The organism is Actinoallomurus sp. NBC_01490 (genome assembly GCF_036227085.1).
GTDB classification, from domain to species: Bacteria; Actinomycetota; Actinomycetes; order Streptosporangiales; family Streptosporangiaceae; genus Actinoallomurus; species Actinoallomurus oryzae.
Window position 1 is genome coordinate 8,764,630 of the sequence record NZ_CP109433.1, and the last position, 20,497, is coordinate 8,785,126.

General features: G+C 70.8%; 19 protein-coding genes. 14 read left to right on the forward strand and 5 right to left on the reverse strand.

Features of this window, described 5'->3' with window-relative positions; translation table 11 throughout:
• Positions 1-6: 6 nt before the first annotated feature.
• Genes OG417_RS40420 through OG417_RS40430 form a run of 3 tightly spaced genes read left to right on the forward strand, consistent with a single transcriptional unit; the run spans position 7 to position 2,824 of the window.
• The gene (locus tag OG417_RS40420; RefSeq protein WP_329240444.1) at positions 7-1,137 is read left to right on the forward strand and encodes an acyl-CoA dehydrogenase family protein; all 1,131 of its coding nucleotides are present in this window, start codon (positions 7-9) and stop codon (positions 1,135-1,137) included.
• Entirely contained in the window at positions 1,134-2,087 is a 954-nt protein-coding gene (locus tag OG417_RS40425) for an acyl-CoA dehydrogenase family protein (RefSeq protein ID WP_329240446.1), read from the forward strand. Before OG417_RS40420 ends, OG417_RS40425 begins: the two co-directional genes overlap by 4 nt.
• The gene (locus OG417_RS40430; RefSeq protein ID WP_329240447.1) at positions 2,087-2,824 is read left to right on the forward strand and encodes an SDR family oxidoreductase; all 738 of its coding nucleotides are present in this window, start codon (positions 2,087-2,089) and stop codon (positions 2,822-2,824) included. Before OG417_RS40425 ends, OG417_RS40430 begins: the two co-directional genes overlap by 1 nt.
• Here OG417_RS40430 and OG417_RS40435 read toward each other — a convergent pair.
• Both OG417_RS40435 and OG417_RS40440 read right to left on the reverse strand, forming a co-directional pair.
• Positions 2,803-3,621 (reverse strand): MaoC/PaaZ C-terminal domain-containing protein, encoded by an 819-nt coding sequence (locus OG417_RS40435; protein WP_329240448.1) that lies wholly within the window; start codon positions 3,619-3,621, stop codon positions 2,803-2,805. The two genes, OG417_RS40430 and OG417_RS40435, sit on opposite strands and share 22 nt — an antisense overlap.
• A complete protein-coding gene (locus OG417_RS40440) occupies positions 3,608-4,171 on the reverse strand; it encodes a CGNR zinc finger domain-containing protein (RefSeq protein WP_329240449.1) in 564 nt (187 codons plus the stop codon). The genes OG417_RS40435 and OG417_RS40440 overlap by 14 nt, the downstream gene beginning before the upstream one ends.
• 53 nt (positions 4,172-4,224) lie before the next feature.
• Here OG417_RS40440 and OG417_RS40445 point away from each other — a divergent pair, with 53 nt between their 5' ends.
• On the forward strand, positions 4,225-4,866 hold the full coding sequence (locus OG417_RS40445) for a LysE family translocator (RefSeq protein WP_329240450.1): 642 nt from the start codon (positions 4,225-4,227) through the stop codon (positions 4,864-4,866).
• A gap of 62 nt (positions 4,867-4,928) precedes the next feature.
• Here the strand turns inward: OG417_RS40445 and OG417_RS40450 are convergent, their stop codons facing one another.
• Positions 4,929-5,813, reverse strand: coding sequence for a LysR family transcriptional regulator (locus OG417_RS40450; protein ID WP_329240452.1), 885 nt, complete (start codon positions 5,811-5,813; stop codon positions 4,929-4,931).
• A 169-nt stretch (positions 5,814-5,982) separates the two neighbouring features.
• Here OG417_RS40450 and OG417_RS40455 point away from each other — a divergent pair, with 169 nt between their 5' ends.
• The 3 genes from OG417_RS40455 to OG417_RS40465 all read left to right on the forward strand — a co-directional run bounded on the left by OG417_RS40455 (position 5,983) and on the right by OG417_RS40465 (position 8,194).
• Positions 5,983-6,465 carry a PAS domain-containing protein gene (locus tag OG417_RS40455; protein ID WP_329240455.1) on the forward strand — a complete coding sequence of 161 codons (483 nt, stop codon included), beginning with the start codon at positions 5,983-5,985 and terminating at the stop codon, positions 6,463-6,465.
• A gap of 397 nt (positions 6,466-6,862) precedes the next feature.
• The gene (locus OG417_RS40460) at positions 6,863-7,843 is read left to right on the forward strand and encodes an NADP-dependent oxidoreductase (protein WP_329240458.1); all 981 of its coding nucleotides are present in this window, start codon (positions 6,863-6,865) and stop codon (positions 7,841-7,843) included.
• 30 nt (positions 7,844-7,873) lie between these two features.
• Positions 7,874-8,194 carry an NIPSNAP family protein gene (locus tag OG417_RS40465; RefSeq protein ID WP_329240461.1) on the forward strand — a complete coding sequence of 107 codons (321 nt, stop codon included), beginning with the start codon at positions 7,874-7,876 and terminating at the stop codon, positions 8,192-8,194.
• 59 nt (positions 8,195-8,253) lie between these two features.
• Here OG417_RS40465 and OG417_RS40470 read toward each other — a convergent pair whose 3' ends face one another.
• Positions 8,254-11,061: a helix-turn-helix transcriptional regulator gene (locus OG417_RS40470; protein WP_329240465.1), complete on the reverse strand. Its 2,808-nt coding sequence runs from the start codon at positions 11,059-11,061 to the stop codon at positions 8,254-8,256.
• A gap of 168 nt (positions 11,062-11,229) precedes the next feature.
• On the opposite strand from OG417_RS40470, the gene OG417_RS40475 reads away from it, so the two are divergent.
• On the forward strand, positions 11,230-12,144 hold the full coding sequence (locus OG417_RS40475) for an MBL fold metallo-hydrolase (RefSeq protein WP_329240468.1): 915 nt from the start codon (positions 11,230-11,232) through the stop codon (positions 12,142-12,144).
• A 45-nt stretch (positions 12,145-12,189) separates the two neighbouring features.
• A complete protein-coding gene (locus OG417_RS40480; RefSeq protein WP_329240471.1) occupies positions 12,190-13,656 on the forward strand; it encodes a carboxylesterase/lipase family protein in 1,467 nt (488 codons plus the stop codon).
• A 20-nt stretch (positions 13,657-13,676) separates the two neighbouring features.
• Here OG417_RS40480 and OG417_RS40485 read toward each other — a convergent pair whose 3' ends face one another.
• Positions 13,677-14,597 carry an alpha/beta hydrolase gene (locus OG417_RS40485; protein WP_329240475.1) on the reverse strand — a complete coding sequence of 307 codons (921 nt, stop codon included), beginning with the start codon at positions 14,595-14,597 and terminating at the stop codon, positions 13,677-13,679.
• A gap of 175 nt (positions 14,598-14,772) precedes the next feature.
• Here OG417_RS40485 and OG417_RS40490 point away from each other — a divergent pair, with 175 nt between their 5' ends.
• Genes OG417_RS40490 through OG417_RS40510 form a run of 5 tightly spaced genes read left to right on the forward strand, consistent with a single transcriptional unit; the run spans position 14,773 to position 20,439 of the window.
• Complete coding sequence (locus tag OG417_RS40490; protein ID WP_329240478.1) at positions 14,773-15,792, forward strand: LacI family DNA-binding transcriptional regulator; 1,020 nt, start codon at positions 14,773-14,775, stop codon at positions 15,790-15,792.
• A 20-nt stretch (positions 15,793-15,812) separates the two neighbouring features.
• Positions 15,813-17,408 carry an FAD-dependent oxidoreductase gene (locus OG417_RS40495; RefSeq protein WP_329240480.1) on the forward strand — a complete coding sequence of 532 codons (1,596 nt, stop codon included), beginning with the start codon at positions 15,813-15,815 and terminating at the stop codon, positions 17,406-17,408.
• Between the two features lie 10 nt (positions 17,409-17,418).
• A complete protein-coding gene (locus tag OG417_RS40500) occupies positions 17,419-18,678 on the forward strand; it encodes an ABC transporter substrate-binding protein (RefSeq protein WP_329240482.1) in 1,260 nt (419 codons plus the stop codon).
• Positions 18,678-19,628 carry a carbohydrate ABC transporter permease gene (locus OG417_RS40505; RefSeq protein ID WP_329262959.1) on the forward strand — a complete coding sequence of 317 codons (951 nt, stop codon included), beginning with the start codon at positions 18,678-18,680 and terminating at the stop codon, positions 19,626-19,628. Before OG417_RS40500 ends, OG417_RS40505 begins: the two co-directional genes overlap by 1 nt.
• A complete protein-coding gene (locus OG417_RS40510; RefSeq protein WP_329240486.1) occupies positions 19,618-20,439 on the forward strand; it encodes a carbohydrate ABC transporter permease in 822 nt (273 codons plus the stop codon). The genes OG417_RS40505 and OG417_RS40510 overlap by 11 nt, the downstream gene beginning before the upstream one ends.
• The last annotated feature ends 58 nt before the right edge of the window (positions 20,440-20,497 follow it).

Sequence of the window (20,497 nt, forward strand, 5' to 3'; positions counted from 1 at the left end):
GGATCCATGGACCTGGATTTCGGCCCGGCCGAGGAGGAGTTCCGCACCGAGATACGCGCCTGGCTGCGCACACACGTGCCCGCCGAGCCGCTGCCGTCCCTGGAGACCGCCGACGGCTTCGCGGCGCACCGGCGGTGGGAACGCACGCTGGGCGCGGACCGGCTCGTGGCGGTCGCGTGGCCGCGGGAGTACGGCGGCCGCGGCGTGTCCCCCCTGCAGTGGCTGGTCTTCGAGGAGGAGTACTACGCGGCCGGCGGGCCGGGGCGGGTCAACCAGAACGGCACCGACCTGCTGGCGACGACCCTGTTCCGGCACGGCACCGAGGAGCAGCTCGCCCGGATCCTGCCGCCGATCGCGGCCGGAGAGGTGATCTGGGCGCAGGCATGGTCGGAGCCGGGTGCGGGCAGCGACCTGGCCGGGCTGCGCTCGACCGCCACCCGCACCGACGGCGGCTGGCTGCTGAACGGGCAGAAGACCTGGAGCTCGCGGGCGCCGTTCGCCGATCGGGCGTTCGGCCTGTTCCGGTCCGACCCCGACGCCGGCCGGCACCGGGGCCTGACGTACGTGATGTTCCCCCTGGACGCCGACGGCCTGACCGTGCGCCCGATCGGGCGGCTCGACGGCAAGCCGGCGTTCGCCGAGCTGTTCTTCGACGACGTGTTCGTTCCGGATCACGACGTCATCGGGACGGCGGGCGAGGGCTGGACCGCCGCGATGAGCACCGCGGGCAACGAGCGCGGGCTGACCCTGCGCCCGCCGGGACGGTTCATGGCGGCGGTCGGCCGGCTGACGGAGCTGTGGCGGGAGCGGGCCGACCCGTCGGACACGGCCCTGCGCGACCGGGTGGCGGACGCCTGGATCCGGACCCAGGCCTACCGGCTCAAGGCCTTCGAGACCATCTCCCGCACCGAGGACGTCGGCATGGAGGCCAGCCTGACCAAGGTGTTCTGGTCGGAGCTGGACGTCGCGCTGCACGAGACGGCCCTCGACCTGCTCGGCCCGGACGGCGAGCTGACGTCACCGTGGCTGGAGGGCTACGTCTTCTCCCTGGCCGGGACGATCTACGCGGGCACCAACGAGATCCAGCGCAACGTGATCGCCGAGCGGCTGCTCGGCCTGCCGAGGGGGGCACGGTGAGGTTCGTCCTGAACGCCGAGCAGCGGCTGTTCGCCGAGACCCTGCACGCGCTGCTGGCCGAGGCCGGCACCGCGAAGGCGATCCGCGCCTGGGCGGCCGGGGACACCGGGCCCGGCCGGGCGCTGTGGGCCGCGCTCGCCGAGGCCGGGGTGTTCGCGCTGGCCGTTCCGGAGTCCTCCGGCGGGGCCGGGCCGTTGCCGGTCGAGCTCGTGCTCGCGGCCGAGCAGCTCGGCCGGCACGCGGTTCCCGGGCCGTACGTGGAGACGCTCGCCGCCGCCGAGCTGCTCGGGCACCTCGGCGACACCGCGGACCGGCTGCCGCGGATCGCCGCCGGGAAGACGCTCGTCTCGCTCGCCCTGCCGCCCGTGGTCCCGTACGCCCTGGACGCGGACGTCGCCGACCTTGTGCTGAGCGCCGAGGACGGAGTGGTGCGAGAGGCGGCGGCGGACGGTACGCCCATGGCCTCGCTGGACCCGGCACGCCGCCTGTTCCCCGTCGTTCCCGGAGATCCGCTGGCCTCCGGTACGGCGGGGCACGACTTCGGCACGCTGCTGTGCGCGGCGCAGCAGCTCGGGCTGGGCCGCGCACTGCTGGACGTCACCGTGGAATACGCCAAAGCCCGACGGCAGTTCGGGCGCCCGATCGGCGAGTTCCAGGCGGTGAAGCACCGGCTCGCGGACGTCCTGGTCGAGCTGGAGTTCGCCCGGCCGCTCCTGTTCGGCGCGGCGCTCGCGTACCGGACCCCGGAGTTCGCCCGTGACGTGTCCGCCGCCAAGGTCGCGGCGTCGGCCGCCTCGTACGCCGCCGCCCGCGCCGCTCTGCAGGTGCACGGCGCGATCGGCTACACCGACGAGTACGACCCGTCGCTGTGGATCCGCAAGGCGCGGGCGCTGTACTCGGCCTGGGGTTCCCCTGCCGCTCACCGGGCGCGGGTCGCCGAGGCGCTCTGATGCCGGACCTCGACGGCCGCGCGGCCCTGGTGACCGGCGGCACGCGGGGCATCGGCGCCGCGATCGCATGGTCGTTCCTGGACGCGGGCGCGCAGGTGGTGGTGTGCGGGCGCGGCGAGCCCGCGTCGCCGCCGTCCGCAGGCGACCGTACGGCCCGGTTCGTGGCCGCCGACGTGCGCTCGGCGGAGGAGGCGGCCGCGCTGGTGGAGCGGGCGGCCTCGCTCATGGGCCGGCTGGATGTGCTGGTGAACAACGCGGGCGGCTCACCGGACGCGGATGCGGCGACGGTGTCCCCCCGCTTCGTCGAGCGCGTCGTCCAGCTGAACCTGCTCGCCCCGTTCTACGTGGCACAGCCCGCCAACAGGGTCATGCAGGGCCAGCGGACCGGCGGGACGATCATCAACATCGGCAGCGTCTCGGGCACCGACCCCCAGCCGGGCACCGCCGCCTACACCGCCGCCAAGGCGGGTCTGCTGGCTCTCACTCGTGCCCTGGCACTGGAGTGGGCGCCCAAGGTGCGCGTCAACCACATCACCGCCGGCCCGGTCCGGACCGGGGCGACCGGTTACGAGGGTCTCGGCGGCGTGATCCCGATGGGCCGGCCGGCCGACCCGCAGGACGTCGCGAACGCCTGCCTCTACCTGGCCGGTGATCTGGCGTCGTACGTGACCGGCGCGGACCTCGCCGTCCATGGGGGCGGCGAGGTCCCGGCACGCTATGTCGTGACGCGGAACTGAGCCCGGCCGCCCGAGATCACCGTCGTCCCGCCGACCGCGGCTTCGAACAGCACCGCGTCCCCGTCGTCCCAGCCGATCACCTGGAGCCGGTCACCGGGGAACACCGCGGCGGCGAACCTCCCGTCCAGCGCCACCAGATCGGCCGGGTGCGCGCCGATCTCGCCGGACAGCGGCAGCGTGACCGCGGCCAGAGTGCACAACCCGTGCATGAACGGCCGGGGCATCCCGGCGGCTCTGGCGGCCTCCGGGTCGATGTGCATGGGGTGGCGGTCGCCGAGCAGCCGGTACAGCGCTGCCTGGCCGGGCGAGGTGTCAACGCTGAACTCGAGGTCAGGCGGGCCGTCGGGCCGTTTCCGGCCGGACGATCCGCGGTCGCCGTGAAAGCCCCCGCGGCCGGGCGCGAACAGTGACCAGGTGGCCTCGAAGTACTCGCACTCCACGACGACCTCGAAGATCGCGGCGGCGCCCTTGTCCCAGACTTCGGCGACGCGAGCGGTCAGTTCAAGCTCGCCCGAGGTCGGCAGCGGTCTTCGGACGCGCAGCCGCTGCGCCCCGTGGACGGCGGTCGTGACATCGAAGGCCCCCGCCGAGCCGAGGGCATCGGGCGCCCACTGCGCCCGGGTGAGAGCGAAGGTCGGCAGGACCCGCAGCCGGTGCTCGAACACCAGGTCGAGATCGGTCGCGGCCGCGCCGACGGCGAGCGCGTAGAGGATCGCGTCACGGTCGTCATAGCGGACCGTCCGGGTACCCAGGTCCCGGCCGCGCCAGCGCCCTGGGCTCGCCTCATCCAGATCCATGAAGGCCCCTGTCCTCGCCGGCCAGGGCCTGCGGGTGGCGCCGGCGTCCGCGGTGGCGACGGACCGCGTCGCGACTCCCGCAGCGCGGTGAGCAGTAGCGCTGAGTGCCGTTGCGTGAGACGTCGACGACGACGTTCTCGCAGGGGGTGGCGGCGCATCTGCCCAGGCGGTTCATGCCTCGTGTGGTCAGGTGCAAGGCTGTGCCGACGCTGAACACGGCGTGCAGCACGCCCGGCAGGTCGTCGACGTCTCGGTAGTGAAGGTGCCAGCCTTCGCCGTTGTGGTCGGTCAGCTGTGGGTAGGCGCTCGCGGAGGCCATCTGCTGGTTCAGGATGGCTGCTCGTTCGTTCGGGTCGTCGGCGTCGACGACCCGCAGCCACTCGTCGAGCACGGCCCGGCACTGGGCGTGGTCCCCGGGTCGCTCGGGGCAGACCATCGTCATCCCGAACTCGCGGGTCCGTTGGACGATCCCGGCCCGGGTATCGGGCCAGTCGTCCGCCAACGACCGGGCGAGGAGGACGGCGTACTCGCCGTAAGGGTTGAGATGCACAAGGCCATTACACCAAAGTGTGCGATATGCCTCTCACCTCGTTGTCGTCACCCGTGTCCTCTGCGTCTGTGCTGGGGATGTCGCTCACCGCGCTGGCGATGGTCCTCACGCCCGGGCCGAACATGATCTATCTCGTCTCGCGCAGCATCAGCCATGGCCGCGGTGCCGGTCTGGTCTCCCTGACCGGCACCGGGGTCGGCTTCGTCGTCTACATGTTGATGGCCAATCTCGGCCTGGCCGTCGTGTTCGTCGCCGTGCCCTGGTTGTTCATCGGCTTCAAGGCCGCCGGGGTGCTGTATCTGGCTCACCTCGCCTGGCAGGCGCTACGGCCCGGTGGTCGAGGAGTGTTCGAGGTCCGCGACATCCCCCGCGACGGTCCGGCGCGGTTGTTCCAGATGGGGCTCGTGACGAACCTGCTCAACCCGAAGGCCGCGATCATGTACCTGACCTTGATTCCGCAGTTCATCGATCCGCACCGCGGCCACCCGACCGCTCAGGGCCTGACGCTCGGGTCGATCCAGATCGCGGTGAGCCTCACGGTCAACGCCTTGATCGTCATCGCCGCCGGAAGCATCGCCCACTTCCTCGCGGACCGCCCGAGCTGGGCCGGCATGCAGCGCCGCATCACCGGCACCCTCCTCGGCGCAGTCGCTCTCCTCCTCGCCCGTGAGGTGCCCAGCCGAGCTCGAGTCTGAACCCGGCCCCTACCTGGAGCGGGCGGCGGCGATCAAATATCCGTTGAGTCGCGTGAACGCGATCACGGCGTTCTGAGGTGTGCGGCGAGCGCTGCCGCGGCTTCGGAGAGCCCGGACCAGCCTTGGCTGCACAGCAGCAGATCGCGCTTCGCCCAGGAATTCGTCAGGTCCACGGCCCGCAGGTCGTAGGCACGCTGCCAACGGGCGGCCGCGACCGCGGGAACCACGGCGATGCCGACCCCGGCCGCCACCGCACTGCAGATCGCCTCTGTGGTCGGCAGATGCGCCCGGTAGCGAGGCCGGAGCCCGAGCGGCTGGGTCTGCCCGCTCAGATGCTCCTGCAACGGGTTCCCCTCGGTGAAGCCGACGAAGGGGTGGCCGAGGCACTCGCTGAACGCGACGTCGGCACGCCCGGCCAGAGCATGGCCTGGCCGCACGATGACGACCAGCGGGTCGGGACGCAGGACCGCGCGTTCCAGCCGGCCCGAGTCCACGGTGTCGGCGATGATCCCCAGTTCCACCCGGCCGTCGGTGACGGCGGCGACGATCTCATGGCTTGGCCGTTCCTCCAGCTCCAGGTCGATGTCCGGGTGGTCGGCCATGAAGTCGACCATCACCGACGGCACGAGCGTTTCGGTTGCCGAAGTGTTCGCCAGGATCACCAAAGTGGACCGCAGGCCGTCGGAATACCGGGCCAACTCTGAACGCATCCGGGCGATCTGCCCAACGACTTCACGGGCATGGGCCACCAGCAGCCACCCTGCCGGTGATGGCACAACGCCACGGCGATGCCGGATCAACAGCGGCGCCCCCAGAGCCTTCTCCATCGCCTTGATCCTCGTACTGGCCGAAGCCAGCGACAGGTGTGACCGATCCGCCCCCCGGGTGATGCTGCCCTGGTCGACCACCTGCAGGAACAGCTGAAGATCGGTCAGGTCGTACGTCATGGTCGAGACGTTACCCGCACCGGCCCTACCGAGAAGCCTTCGGCTCAGCCGAAGGCTCACTCGCGAAAAGACTCATTGTGAACTCGATGTCAGACGTCCAGGCTTAAGGACACCAGACACCGTCTGACTAGGACGACGGGTATCCCGCCAATCCCTCTCGGAGGCACCAATGACATCTCGGGCCGAGCCAGCCGAAGTCGCCGAGAAACGCATCGCCACGGACCGGGGCCTGGACGAGTGGGCGGACCGGCTTGTCGAGCAGGCCGGAGTCGGAGTCACCATCGTGGACCGCCACGGAACGGTGATGTATTACAACAAGTGGGCATCGGAGCATCTCGACCGGATGCCCGAATACATCGGCAATGACGTCCGGAAGCGGCATCGCCGAGCGGTGACCAATCCCCGTTTCGACGCCATGCTCAAGCTGTTCGAAGACGGCCGCGTTGAGCCGGTGCGCTACGTCGCCAGGCCCTATGGGAAGACGACAATCCTGGTCACGGTCTCACCGATCCGGATCGAAGGCGAACTTGCCGGCTTGTCCCAGATCGTACTTCTCAAGGACGAGGTACAGGAACTTTGCGCGCGGTTCGACACGTCAGGACGCGCTTCGTTCGAGAGAGAAATGCTGCCTGACGGCCCACCGGCAACCTGAAAGCACGAGAAACGTCCGATGAAGTGATCTGACTGAGTCGAGCGACGCGTCGTCCCCACTGGTCGTCCACCCGCACGGCGGTCCAGCCGGCGCCCACCAGGACGGCGGGCTCCTCCAGCGGCAGTCCTCGTCCGTGCGCACCGGCCGGGCGCCGAGGGAGCAGGTGCTGACGGAGTCAGACGGGGTCCGTCCGGTTCACGGGCCTCGTTGAAGACCCGGGGCCGGGATGCCCAGGTCCAGCGGCGGAGCTCCGTCGAGGGCGAGAGCGGCAACCCGATGCGATATGGCCGGAATGGTACGACGGATGGCTTTCCGGCCACTCACCCGCCTCCGCGAGCACGCGCCACTCTTTCTTGCGCCGGACCGTGGTCGCGGCGAAAGAAAGAGTGAGACGGACATGAGCGAGGACGACATGAGCGAGCACATCATGCGGGCTGTCACCATCAGTGAGTTCGGCGGACCGGAGGTGCTGACCGTCGAGAAGGTCGCGCGGCCCGATCCGCTGCCGACCGAGGTGCTGGTGCGTGTGCACGCCGCCGGCGTCAACCCGGTGGACTGGAAGACCCGCGAGGGTCAGGGCATGGCGGGGTTGCAGACGTTCCCGCTGATTCTGGGCTGGGACGTCTCCGGTGTCGTCGAGGAGGTCGGCTTCGGCGTCACCACGCTCGCACCCGGCGACGAGGTGTACGCCATGCCGTGGTTCCCGCGCGCCGCGAGCGCCTACGCCGAGTACGTGACCGCACCGGCCCGCCAGTGGGCCCGCAAGCCGGCCACCCTTGACCACGTGCACGCGGCCGCCGTGCCGCTGGCGGCGCTGACCGCGTGGCAGACCGTGGTCGACGCCGCTCACGTGCGGGCCGGCCAGCGCGTTCTGATCACGGCCGCCGCCGGCGGGGTGGGCCACTTCGCGGTCCAGTTCGCCCGGCACCTGGGCGCCGACGTGATCGCCACCGCCAGCGCCGCCCGCCACCCCTGGCTCAAGGAACTCGGCGCCGACGAGACCATCGACTACACCACCACCCGTTTCGAGGACGCCGCCGCCGACGTCGACGTCGTCATCGACCTGGTGGGCGACGCGCATGACCAGACCAGCACCCGCTCGCTCAAGGTCCTGCGTCCCGGTGGCCTGCTGGTCACCATCCCGGCCGGTGTCTCCCCGGAACTGGCCCAGGCCGCCAAGGCGGCCGGCATGCGCGTCACTCCGTACCTGGTCGAGCCGGACGGCGCGGCGCTGACCACGATCGCGGGCCTGATCGACGCCGGTCAGATCGCCGTCGAGGTGGAGGAGACCTTCCCGCTTGAGGAGGCCGGCACGGCCCACGCCCGCGGCGAGGCCGGCCGCACCCGCGGCAAGCTCGTCCTCACCGTGACCGACTGACCACGCCCGCAAGCAGTTTGGAGGAGCACCGTGTATTACGAGATCCGCCGCTACCAGGCCCGGCCCGGACGCCGCGAGGAGTGGGTGCGCTACATGGAGGACGTGGTCATCCCGTTCCAGGCCTCGCTGGGCATGGACGTGACCGCCTCCTTCGTCGACGCTGAGGACGAGGACGGCTACGTGTGGATTCGCCGGTTCGAGGACGAGGCCCAGAGCGAGGCCCTGTACGCAGCCGTCTACCAGCACGACCGCTGGAAGAATGAGATCGGTCCGGTCGTCTACGACCTGCTGATCCGCGAGAGGACCGTCGTCACCCGCGTGGCCCCCACCCCGGCCTCACCCCTGCGATGACCCGGCTCCGAACCTCGAAGAGGAGCGCGGTGAGCGTCGGCTAACGGCCGGGCGTGCCGTCATTCCTGGTGGCCGGACGTGGCGAGGGTGCCCTCGATGAGGTCGCGCAGCTGGGATCGGGCGGTGACGCCCAGCTTGGGGAAGCTGCGGTAGAGGTGCGAGCCGACCGTACGCGGGGAGAGGAAGAGCTTCTCACCGATCTCGCGGTTGGTCAGTCCGTGGGCGGCGAGCCTGATGATCTGCTGCTGCTGGGGGGAGAGTTCGGCGAGCGCGTCGGGGATGGAGTCCGTGACGGCGAGGCCGGCGGCCCGCGACTCGGCCCGGGCACGCTCGATCCACGGACGTGCGCCCAGGCGGCGGAATGTCTCCAGGGCCTCGGTCAGCGGCACCCGCGCCTCCGCGATGCGCCGCCGGCGCCGCAGCCACTCGGCGAGGTCGAGCAGGCTCTGCCCGCGTTCGAAGGGCCAGTGCTCGAGTACCGGATCCGCCAGCGCCGCCCGGAAGTACGGTTCGGCGTCCTCGGGGCCCGCCAGCAGGGCACGGGCTCGGCTGATCAGCGCACGCAGGCGGGGAGATGCGTTCTCCGCGAGCGCCCGTGCGGCACGCTCGACGATCGGGCCGGCCTCCTCGCGGCGGCCGCAGCGCACAGCGGCGGCGGCCAGATCCGCGAGGGCCGGATAGGAGGCGTGGTAGTGCACGGGCGCGCCGTCCGCCGTGAAGACCATGCGGAGCTGGTCGTACGCGGTCTCGTACGCGCCTTCCGCGGCCGCCGCGGCGCCGAGCGCACGACGGGCATAGACGAACACCGAACGGCTCTCCAGCGGATCGATCAGGGTGAGCGCGTCCTCGGCCCGGGCCCGGGCCGCCGTCGTGTCACCCTGGTGGGCCAGTACGGTGGCGTCCACGGTGGCCGCACAGGCCACGGCGTGGTCGAGGCCGGCCGTCCGGCCGATCGCGGTGGTGCGGGCGCAGGCTTCACGGGCCTGGTCCCATCGCCCTCGTTCCACATAGGCCCAGGCGATCGCGCCGCCCAGCCCCTCGGGCAGCGCTCCCTGCAGCTTCCAACGGTCGAATGCCTCATCGAAGGCGCGGACGGCCTGCGGGGTCTCGTCGAGGAGCCACGCCATGATTCCGACGGTGGTGAGCTGCTCCGGCCGGGCCTCCGCCTCGGCGGACGACCGCGAGAGCAGGCGAACGAGTCCGGCCCGGTCGTCGAAGGGATCCGACACGGCCCGTACCCAGGTGCGCAGGCCCGCGTGTGAGGCGTCCTCGGGGAGGCGTTCCAGGATGTCCCGGACGCGGTGGCGCTGGGTGTCATCTCCGGAGTAGAAGCGGACCACGGCGGCGTCGGCCAGGAGATCCAGCGCGGCGGCGGGCTGGGAGACCGCCAGCTCCTCCGCGGCGCCGGTCAAGCGGGAGAAGACGGTGGTGTGGCGTCCGGTCAGGACCGCCAGCCGTCCGGTCTGCACGGCGGCGGAGGCCAGCAGCGACCGGTCATCCGTGCGCAACCGCGCCGCGGCGGCGAGTTCCTCGACCCAGGCGAGGTCTCCGGTGAACACGGCCGCTGAAGCGGCTTCGACCAGCAGCCGCGCGCTCTCCTCGCGCTGCGGCGCGAGTTCCGCGGCGCGCTGGAAGGCCTTGGCCGCCGCCGCGTGACCGCCGCGTCGGCGGGCCCGGCCGGCGGTCCGCTCCAGCTCCGCCGATACGGCCGCGTCCGGACGCGGGCAGGCGGCGGCCAGATGCCAGGCACGCCGATCCGGTTCGTCCCGCAGCATCTCGGCGAGCGCGAGATGAGCCTCGCGCTGGGCGCCCAGGGACGCCGCGTGATACACGGCGGACCGGACCAGTGGGTGACGGAAGCGGACGTCACGGCCGGTCCGCCGGACCAGTCCGGCCCGCTCGGCCGCCCGCCAGGCCTCGTCCTCGGCGTTCGGAAGCCCGGCCGAGGCGACGATCGCGGAGTCGACGCTGTCCATGGCGGCCAGGAGCAGCAGGGCCCGGGTCGTGGCGGCGGGAAGGCCGTCCAGCCGGGCGGCGAAGATCCGCTCCAGATGATCGGTGAGCGGGAGCGGACCTGCGGACGGCGGCCCCGGGGCCGTTTCGTGTGCGGTGGCCGCCCTCGTCAGTTCGACCAGTGCCAGCGGGTTGCCCCCCGCCTGGTCGAGTATCCGCGTCCTGACAAGGCCGGTGGGGCTCTTCGGCTGCAGGTCGAGCAGCTGATCGGCCGCGACGTCGTCGAGCGGTCCCAGGGTGAGCGTCGGCACGTGACGGTCGAATCCCGGGATCCGCTCGCCGCCACGGGCCGCGATCAGCGTCGTGACCGGTTCACCCTCCAGCCGTTTGACGGCGAACGAGAGTACGTCCAAGGAGGCACGGTCGAACCACTGCGCGTCGTCCAGCACCACGAGCAGGGGACGCCGGTCGCCCATGGCCGACAGCAGGCTCAGGACGGCGACCCCGATCGGCATGAGACCGGGTGCGCTCTGGCCCGGATGCCGCGGCGTGACCGGCCGGGCGCCGATGGCGTCCTGGAGCGCGGCGCGCTGCCCCTCCGGCAGCCCGTCCACCTCGGCCGGCACCGGCCGCAGCAACTGGTGCAGGGCGGAGAACGCCAGGCCCGACTCCGACTCGCTGCCCTCGGCACGCAGTACGCGAGCACCGTCGGCCTCAGCCCGGCGCACCGCGCGCTTCAGCAGCGCGCTCTTCCCGGTGCCCATGTCGCCGAGCAGCAGCAGAACCGGGTCGGCCGACGCCGAGTCCATCGCGCGGAAGAGGCGTGCCAGTTCCGCGTCCCGGCCGACGACCGGCTCCTCCTGATCCGGCTCCGGCCCCGTGACCGCACGGAGGGCGCCTGTGTGCTCGTCCACGGAGTCTCCAGGGAACATGGCTTCTCGATCGGAGCCGCCTTGCCGTTGCCTCAGGCTACAAGCCGCCGGACCCGGCCCATGCGCAGGTGCAGTCACGTTACGGATACCGCGCGCACGAAGGCCGCTCGTAGGGTCCGAGGAAATGCTCTCCGATTCGGAGGATGTCTCATGGACCAGATCACGCTCGGGAACGTCACCATCACCCGAGTATGGGAATACTACGGTTCCGTCGAAATGACGCCCGATACCTTTTTCCCGCAAAGTCCGAGGGAAGTGTGGGACGACGGATCCTCCTGGCTGACCCCGCACTTCTTGGATCGCGAAACCAATATCGTGAACTCCGCGATCCAGACCTGGGTGCTGCGCAGCGAGGGCAAGACCATCCTCGTCGACACGGGCGTGGGCAACCACAAGGAACGCCCGTACTCACCGGTCTGGAGCCACCTCGAAACGGACTTCCTGGCCAATTTGGCACGCGCCGGCGTCCAGCCCGAGGACGTGGACATTGTGATCAACACACATCTCCACGTCGATCACGTCGGCTGGAACACGTATCTGGACGGTCGGCGCTGGGTGCCCACCTTTCCCAACGCCACCTATCTGATGCCGAAGGACGACTTCGACTTCTGGAATCCGGCGAACGACCACGAGTCGGTACTCGGCCGGGGTAACCAGAACGTCTTCGAGGACAGCGTGGCCCCGGTGCACGAGGCCGGCCAGGCCCTGCTGTGGGAGAACGGCCACCAGATCGACGCCGGCCTCCGCCTGGACGCCGCTCCCGGGCACACCCCCGGCTCCTCCGTACTGACCCTTACCTCCGGAGCGGACCGCGCCGTATTCGTCGGTGACATGCTGCACAGCCCGGTCCAGATCCTCGAACCCGCCTCCAACAGCTGCTTCTGCGAGGACGCCGCGGCCGCCCGCGCCACCCGCCGCGAAGTGCTGGGCTGGGCGGCCGACAACAACGCGCTCGTGATCCCCGCGCACCTGGGCGGCCACGGCGCCGCGGAGGTGGCACGCCAGGGGGACAAGTTCGCCATCAAGGGCTGGGCCCCCTTCACCCCGTACACCGAGCAGCGCTGAGATCCGCAGGAAGGAACCACTGTGAACCACCATCCCGATCCCGTCGTGACCACAGCGCAGGGGGCCGTCCGCGGTCTGAGCAAGGGTGACACCGCCGCCTTCCTGAACATCCCCTACGCGGCCCCGCCCCACGGCGCCGGCCGGTTCGCGCCGCCCCGGCCGCACGAGCCGTGGGACGGTGTACGGGACGCGACCACGCCGGGGCCGAACGCCCCGCAGTCCGAGCGCAAGCTCGGCAGCGTGGACATGTCCCCCTACTTCGGAACCGGCTGGAGTCGCGGCGAGGACTATCTCACCGTCAACGTCTGGGCCCCCGCCGGGGGCGTCGGTGACCTGCCCGTCATGGTGTTCGTCCACGGCGGCGGATTCGTCGCCGGATCGACGCGGTCCGTGCTGCACGACGGTTCCGCCTTCGCCCGCGACGGTGTCGTCCTCGTCACCCTCAACTACCGGCTCGGCATCGCCGGATTCCTCGACCTCCCCGGCGCACCCGCCAACCGCGGCCTGCTCGACGTCGTCGCCGCGCTGCGCTGGGTCCAGGAGAACATCGCCGCCTTCGGCGGTGATCCGCGAAACGTCACCCTCTTCGGCCAGTCGGCCGGAGCGACCATCATCGGCGGCGTCCTGGCCCGCCCCGACGCCACGGGTCTCTTCCGCCGGGCGATCGTCCAGAGCGGCAGCGGCCTGGGAGCGTTCACCACCGAACAGGGCGCGCGCGTCACCAGGGCGGCAGCCGAGGCCCTGGGCGTCGAGCCCCACGCCGATGCCTTCGCGGACGTCTCCGACGACCGCCTGGTCGAGGCCGCCTCCCGGCTCGCGGGCATCGACCTGCGATCGGAGAGGCGCCGCGACCCACTGATCGGGCTCAGCCCCTTCAGCCTGGTCCTCGACACGCAGCCCGCCGAATCCGTCGCCGCCGGCCTCGGCACCGACGTCGACCTGCTCATCGGGACCAACGCCGAGGAGGGAAACCTCTACCTGGTCCCCGTGGGCAAGTACTCCACCTCGACCGCCGGGGACGTCGAGGACGCGGCGGCCCGCTCGCATCCGGATCCGGCGCGGCTCGTCGAGACGTACCGGAAGGCACGGCCCGAGGCGTCCTTCGCTGAGCTGCGCTCCGCCATCATGGGCGACGCGCTGTTCGGCGCGGGCAGCTGGGCCCTGGCCGGCGCACACGCCGCTCAGGCCCGGTCCGCGACCTACGCCTATGAGTTCGCCTGGCGCTCCCACGCCCTGGACGGAGAGCTCGGTGCCACCCACGCGGTGGAACTGCCCTTCGTCTTCGATCTCGCGCACCTGCCTCGGCTGCACGGCCCCGCCGCCCTGCTCGGCCCCGACGAGCCTCCCGCGCATCTCGCCGCCCGCATGCACGAGGCCTGGGTCCGGTTCGCCAGGACCGGCGACCCCGGCTGGGACCCGTACGACATCGAGCGCAGGGCCACCATGCGCATCGACGCCGAGTGGGCCCAGGTCGACGACCCCCGCGGCCAGGAGCGGCAGGCCTGGGGCTGACGCTCGTACGCCTCTGGAGGTCAGGGGGCGACGCGCTCGCGCAGAGCCCGGATCCGCTCCCGCACCGCGCGGCGGCTGAGGGCCGCGTCGGGCACAAGGGAGTCCCAGCCGTGGTAGGCGCCGGGGTACAGGTGGAACTCGGTCGGCACGCCGGCCTGGGCGAGGCGGCGAGCGTAGTCGAGGCACTCGTCCCGGAAGATGTCCACCTGGCCGACGTCGATGAACGCGGGCGGCAGGCCGGACAGGTCGGTGGCCCGCGCCGGCGCGGCGTACGGCGGCACCTCGTCGGGTGAGGGGCCGAGCAGGGCCGTCCAGGCGAAGACGTTCTCCCGCCGGCCCCAGGACGGGACCTCCATGAAGCTGGACGGCGTCTCGTTGCGGTCGTCGAGCATGGGGTAGCACAGCAGCTGGAACACCAGGTCGGGGCCTCCGCGGTCACGCGCCAGCAGCGCGGCCGCGGCCGCCAGGCCTCCTCCCGCGCTCGCGCCGCCGACGGCGATCGCGCCGATCCCGAGCTCGTCCGAATGGTCGGCGGTCCACACCAGCCCCGCGTAGCAGTCCTCCACCCCCGCCGGGTACGGGTGCTCCGGTGCCAGCCGGTAGTCGACCGAGACCACCACGCAGCCCGCGGCGAGCGCGTACTCGACGAGCCGGGCGTCGTCCGCCTCGACGTTCCCCATGATCATGCCTCCGCCGTGAATCCAGTACAGGCACGGAAGCGTCCCCGGCGGGCCGACCGGGCGGTAGATCCGAAGCCGGACCGGGGTATGGCGCTCGGTGATGGTGATCCGCTCGTCGGACGCCTCGGGAACCACGAGGGCCGCGCGCTCCTTCCGGAACGCCGGCAGGTCCTCGTACCGGACCTCGGACGCGTCGAACGGGCGGACCGGTGACGCGGCCAGGCCCGCGGCCAACTCGGGGTCCAGATACATCTCGGGCATCGCCGGCCTCCTTGCTCGAAGCGCGAGTTTCCCGGAGAGTCTCGACTCTCGGCGATCGGATGGTCAATGGCACAGCCGATCGCTAATTCGTATTAGCACCCTTGACGCGGTCCGTGCCCATCCTCCAAGATCCGTTCATTAGGCCAGGTTAATACGTATTAGCAGGAGGGGCCGGATGTCGGACGCGGCGTCGAGACGGATCACCCAGCGTGACATCGCGAGACTCGCGGGGGTCAGCCAGACGACCGTCTCTCTGGTGCTCAACAACCGGCCCGACGACGAGACCCGGATTCCCCGGGAGACGAGGGACCGGGTGCTCTCGGTGATCCGGGAGACCGGATACGTGGCCGATCCCGTCGCGCGACGCCTGGCGGACCGGCACAACCGGATCCTTGGCGTCTTCACGTACGAACCGGTCTTCCCCAGCGCCACGGCCGACTTCTACCATCCGTTCCTGGTCGGCATCGAGGAGTGCGCCGAAAGGCTGGGCTGCGACCTGCTGCTGCTGACCAGCGTGCCGGTCATCGACGGGCGGCGCCGCATCTACCACGAGGCCAACCGCCTTCGCCTCGCCGACGGCTGCATCCTGCTCGGCCGCTCTCTCGACCGCGACGAGCTCGCCCGCCTGGTCTCGGAGAACTTCCCGTTCGTCTCGGTCGGGCGACGCGACGACGCGGGCGGCCCCGTGCCGTACGTCGGGACCGACTACGGTCCGGCCGTCCGCGCGCTCGTCGAGCGGGCCAGGACGCTCGGACACACCCGCCTCGCCTACCTCGGCCATGGCGAAGGAGCCGAGTCCCTGGCGGACCGGATGGGCGGCTTCCTCGAAGGGGCGGGAGACCTGCCGGTACGCCACGTACGCCCGACCGCCGGCGGCCCGGCCGAGTGGCTCGACGCGCTGGAGGGGGTCACGGTCGTCTTCGCCGAGGAGTACGCGGACGCGGTGACGCTCGTCGACGAGGCCTTCGCGCGCGGTCTCTCCGTACCGGCCGACCTGTCGATCGTGACCCTGGGCGATCCGACGCGCCCGGCGCGCACCGACATCGACTTCACCGGCTTCCGCATCCCGCGCCGGGAGATGGGCCGGCAGGCCATCCAGGTTCTGACCCGGCTGCTGGAGGGCGGCCCTCTCGTGCAGCGACTGCTGCCCTGCGAACTGGTCGGGGGCTCGACACTCAGCGGCCCCGCGGCGTGAAAGGAGCCATGTTGACGGAGATGGAGACCGACGTGCTGGTCGTCGGGGGAGGGCTCGGCGGAGTCGCGGCGGCGCTCGCCGCGCTGCGCGCGGGGCGCCGTGTCGTCCTCACCGAGGAGTACGACTGGCTGGGCGGTCAGCTCACCAGCCAGGCGGTGCCGCCGGATGAGCACACCTGGGTGGAGCGCTTCGGCGTCACCGCCGGCTACCGGGAGCTGCGGAACGGAATCCGCGCGTTCTACCGGAGGCACTTCCCGCTCACCGAACGGGCCCGTGCCTGGCATGAGCTCAATCCAGGGGCCGGCTGGGTCAGCCCGCTCTGCCACGAGCCGCGCGTCGCCGTGGCCGTACTGGAGGCGATGCTCGCACCATACCGGGGCGGCGGCCGGCTTCTCGTGCTGCAGCCGTACCGGCCGGTCGCGGCGGAGACGGACGGGGACCGGGTGACGGCGGTACGGGTCGCCCACCGGCACGGCGGAGACGAGACCACGATCTCCGCGCCGTACGTCCTCGACGCCACCGAGACCGGGGAACTGCTGCCGCTGACGGGCACCGAGTACGTGACCGGGTTCGAGGCGGAGTCCGACACCGGCGAACCCAGCGCTCCCGCCGAGGCGCAGCCGCTCAACATGCAGGCGGTCTCCGTGTGCTTCGCGATCGACCACGTTCCCGGGGACCACACCATCGACCGGCCGCCGAACTACGCGTTCTGGCGCGACTACGCCCCGCCGTTCTGGGGCGGCAACCTGCTCGGCTGGCGTTCACCCCACCCGCGAACGCTGGAGAGCACCGAGCGGAGCTTCACCCCCAACCCGGACGACGATCCCCTGGCCGTCCGGGCCGACCAGCGGCGCAACCCCGGGGACGGCAACCTGTGGACCTTCCGCAGGATCGCCGCTCGCCGGCTGTTCACCGAGGGGGCGTACGAAAGCGACATCACGCTGGTCAACTGGCCGATGATCGACTACTTCCTCGGCCCGGTCTTCGACACCGACGACGCGGACCGGCATCTCCGGGGAGTCAGGGAACTGTCCCTGAGCGTGCTCTACTGGCTGCAGACCGAGGCACCGCGTCCGGACGGCGGCACCGGCTTCCCCGGCCTGCGACTGCGCGGTGACGTCACGGGGTCGCCCGACGGGCTGGCGCAGGCGCCGTACATCAGGGAGAGCCGCCGGATCCGGGCCGAACGCACCGTCGTCGAGCACGATCTGTCCATCGCCGTGCGCGGCGACAAGGGCGCCGTGCGCTACCCCGACTCGGTCGGCATCGGCATGTACCGCATCGACCTGCATCCCACGACCGGCGGCGACAACTACTTCGACGTGGCGAACAGCCCGTTCGAGATCCCTCTCGGCGCGCTCCTCCCCCAGCGTGTCGACAACCTGCTCGCCGCCGGCAAGAACATCGGCACGACGCACATCACCAACGGCTGCTATCGCCTGCACCCCGTCGAATGGAACATCGGCGAGGCCGCCGGCGCGCTGGCCGCCTTCTGCCTGGATCTCGGGACCACCCCCAGGGCGGTCCGTGAGGATCCCGGCCTGCTCACCGACTTCCAGGCCCGCCTCGAGGCCCAGGGAGTCGAACTCCACTGGCCGGACATCGTCGGCTACTAAGGAGCCCCCAATGAAGATCACCAGATTGCTGGGCCTCGGGCTCGCGATCCTGCTCGGCCTGACCGCCTGTGGGGGCGGCGGGTCGGGCCAGGACAACGGCAAAGTCTCGCTGCGCATGACCATCTGGACCAACAACGCCGACCATCTCAAGCTGTTCAACGGGATCGCCGACGAGTACCGCCGGACCCACCCGAACGTCACCTCCATCAGGTTCGACCCCTTGCCGGTGGAGACCTACAGCACCGCGCTGACCACGCAGATCGCCGGTGGCAACCCGCCGGACCTCGCCTGGATCCTGGAGAACACGGCGCCCGACTTCGTCGCCTCCCACGCGCTGCGCCCGCTCGACGACACGCTGCGGAAGTACCCCGGCTACCAGTACGGCGACCTGGCCGACGGCCCGACCCGGCTGTGGCGCCAGGACGGAAAGCTCTACGCCTACCCGTTCTCCACCTCACCCTTCGGCGTCTTCGTCAACACCGACCTGTTCAAGAAGGCCGGCCAGAAGCGCCCCGCCGCGGGCTGGACCTGGGACCAGGCGGTCGCGGCCGCGTCCGCGGTGCACCAGCGGACCGGCAAGGCCGGCCTGGTGGTCCGCGACTTCGACTACAAGGCGTGGGACAACCTGGCCACCGTGTGGGGCGGGTGGGGCGCCGAGGCGTGGAGCGAGGACGGCCGGACCTGCGGCTTCACCAAGCCCCAGATGGTCCAGGCGATGACCTTCCTGCACAAGGCGATCTTCGACCAGAAGGCGATGCCCGGCCCCGGCACGTCACCGGACTTCTTCGCCGGCGACGCCGCCATGACCATCACCCAGATCAGCCGGGCCGCCCTGCTCAAGGGCGCGAAGTTCCACTGGGACCTGGTGCCGCTTCCGGCCGGGCCGAACGGCGCGTACAACGTCATCGGCCAGGGCGGGATCGGGGTGCTGAAGAAGAGCGAGCACGCGGACGCGGCAGCGGACTTCCTGGCCTTCTTCACCGACCCGGCCAACTCCGCGAAGCTCGCGCAGTACTTCCCGCCGCCGCGAAAGTCGCTGCTGACCGCCGGCGCCCTGGCCAAGAGCAACCCGCTGCTCAGCTCCGAGCAACTGCAGAAGGTCGTCATCGACGGCGTCGCGAACGGCCGGGTCAAGCCCAACCACACGAGTGACGCCGAAATCGTCCAGACGGTGCGCGCCGCGCTCGACCCGCTCTGGCGGCCGGGGGCCGACATCCCGAAGGTGATGGCCTCGGTGTGCGGCTCCGTCCAACCGCTGCTGGCCAAGTGATGGCGGTTCGGACCTCCGCTCGTACGGCCGCCACCGGCCGTACGAGCGCCCTCCGAAGAACCGGGCGGTTCTGGACCGCCCGGCGCCGCGACCACCTCGTCGGCTACCTGTTCGTCGCGCCACAGCTCATCGGCAGCGTGATCTTCGTCCTGGTGCCCCTCGGCATGGTGGTCTGGTACAGCCTGAACGAGTGGAACGTGCTGGCGGGCACGTTCGACTTCGTCGGCGCGGACAACTACCGGCGGCTGGCCGAGGACCCCAAGCTTCCCTCCGTGCTCACGGCGTCGGCCCTGTTCTCGGCCGGGCTGGTCGTCGTCAACCTGACCCTGGCCCTGCTCCTCGCGGTCCTGCTCAACCAGAGGCTGCGCGGCACCGTGGTCTTCCGCACCCTGTTCTTCTCCCCGGTGGTCGTCTCGCTGGTGGCGTGGACCATCGTGTGGGGGTTCCTCCTGCAGAAGAACGGCGGGATCAACGGTCTGCTGTCCGTGGTCGGCGTGACCGGCCCCAACTGGCTGCGCACGGGCGGCGGGGCCGTGTTCTCCGTGATCATGGTGCAGGTCTTCAAGAACGTGGGCCTGAACATGGTGCTGTTCCTCGCCGCACTCCAGGACGTGCCCGCGTCCGTGTACGAAGCGGCGCGGATCGACGGCGCGGGGGCCTGGCGGCGGTTCCGCTCCATCACCGTGCCGCTGATCAGCCCGACACTGCTGCTCACCTCGATCATCACCGTGGTCGGCTCGCTGCAGGTCTTCGCCCAGATCGCGGTCCTCACACAGGGAGGACCGGGCACGTCGACCACGGTGCTCGTCTACTACCTGTACCAGCAGGCCTTCCAGTTCCACCAGTTCGGCTACGGGTCGGCCCTCGCGGTGTTGCTGTTCGCGATCGTCCTGGTGCTCACGCTGCTCCAGTGGCGACTGCGGAGGAGGTGGGTCTTCCATGAGACGTAAGACCGTGCTGTACGGGCTGCTCTGCGTACTGTGCATCCCGTTCGTCTTCCCGACCTGGTGGATGGTCACCTCGTCGCTCAAACCGGTCGGTCAGATCTTCGCCTCGCCGCCGTCGCTGTTCCCCTCCAGCATCGACGCCGGGGCCTACCGTCAGGTCTTCACCCTCCAGCCGTTCGCACGGCAGTACGTCAACAGTCTCTACATCGCCGCCGTCGTCACCGTCGGCACGATGGCGGTCTCCTCACTCGCCGGGTACGCGTTCGCACGCATCCGGTTCCGCGGCGCGAACGCGCTGTTCTTCGTGATCCTGGTCGGCCTGCTGATCCCCAGCGAGGTCACCATCGTGCCGCTGTTCCAGCTGTTCCACCGGTGGGGGCTGATCAACACGCACTGGCCCCTGATCCTGGTGCCCATCTTCGGCGCGCCGAGCGTGCTCGCCACGTTCATCATGCGCCAGTTCTTCCTGGTGCTGCCGAAGGAGCTGGAGGAGGCGGCCCAGGTCGACGGGCTGGGCCGGCTGGCCACCTTCTGGCGGATCGCGCTGCCGCTGGCACGCCCGGCGCTCGGCGCGGTCGCCATCTTCACCTTCCTGCAGAGCTGGAATCTCTACCTCGAACCGATCGTCTACCTCTCCTCACCGGAGAAGTTCACCCTCCCCCAAGCGCTCACCCAGTACGTCGACGCGTACGGCGGGCCGATGTGGAACGTGCAGTTGGCCGCGGCCTCGCTCACGGCCATCCCGGTGATCATCGTCTTCGTGATCGCACAGCGACAGTTCATCGAAGGGCTCTCGCACACGGGCCTCAAGTAACCGACTCGAACCCCTGACGTTCACCGCATCCCGGAAGTATTCCGTCCCCAAGGAGTTG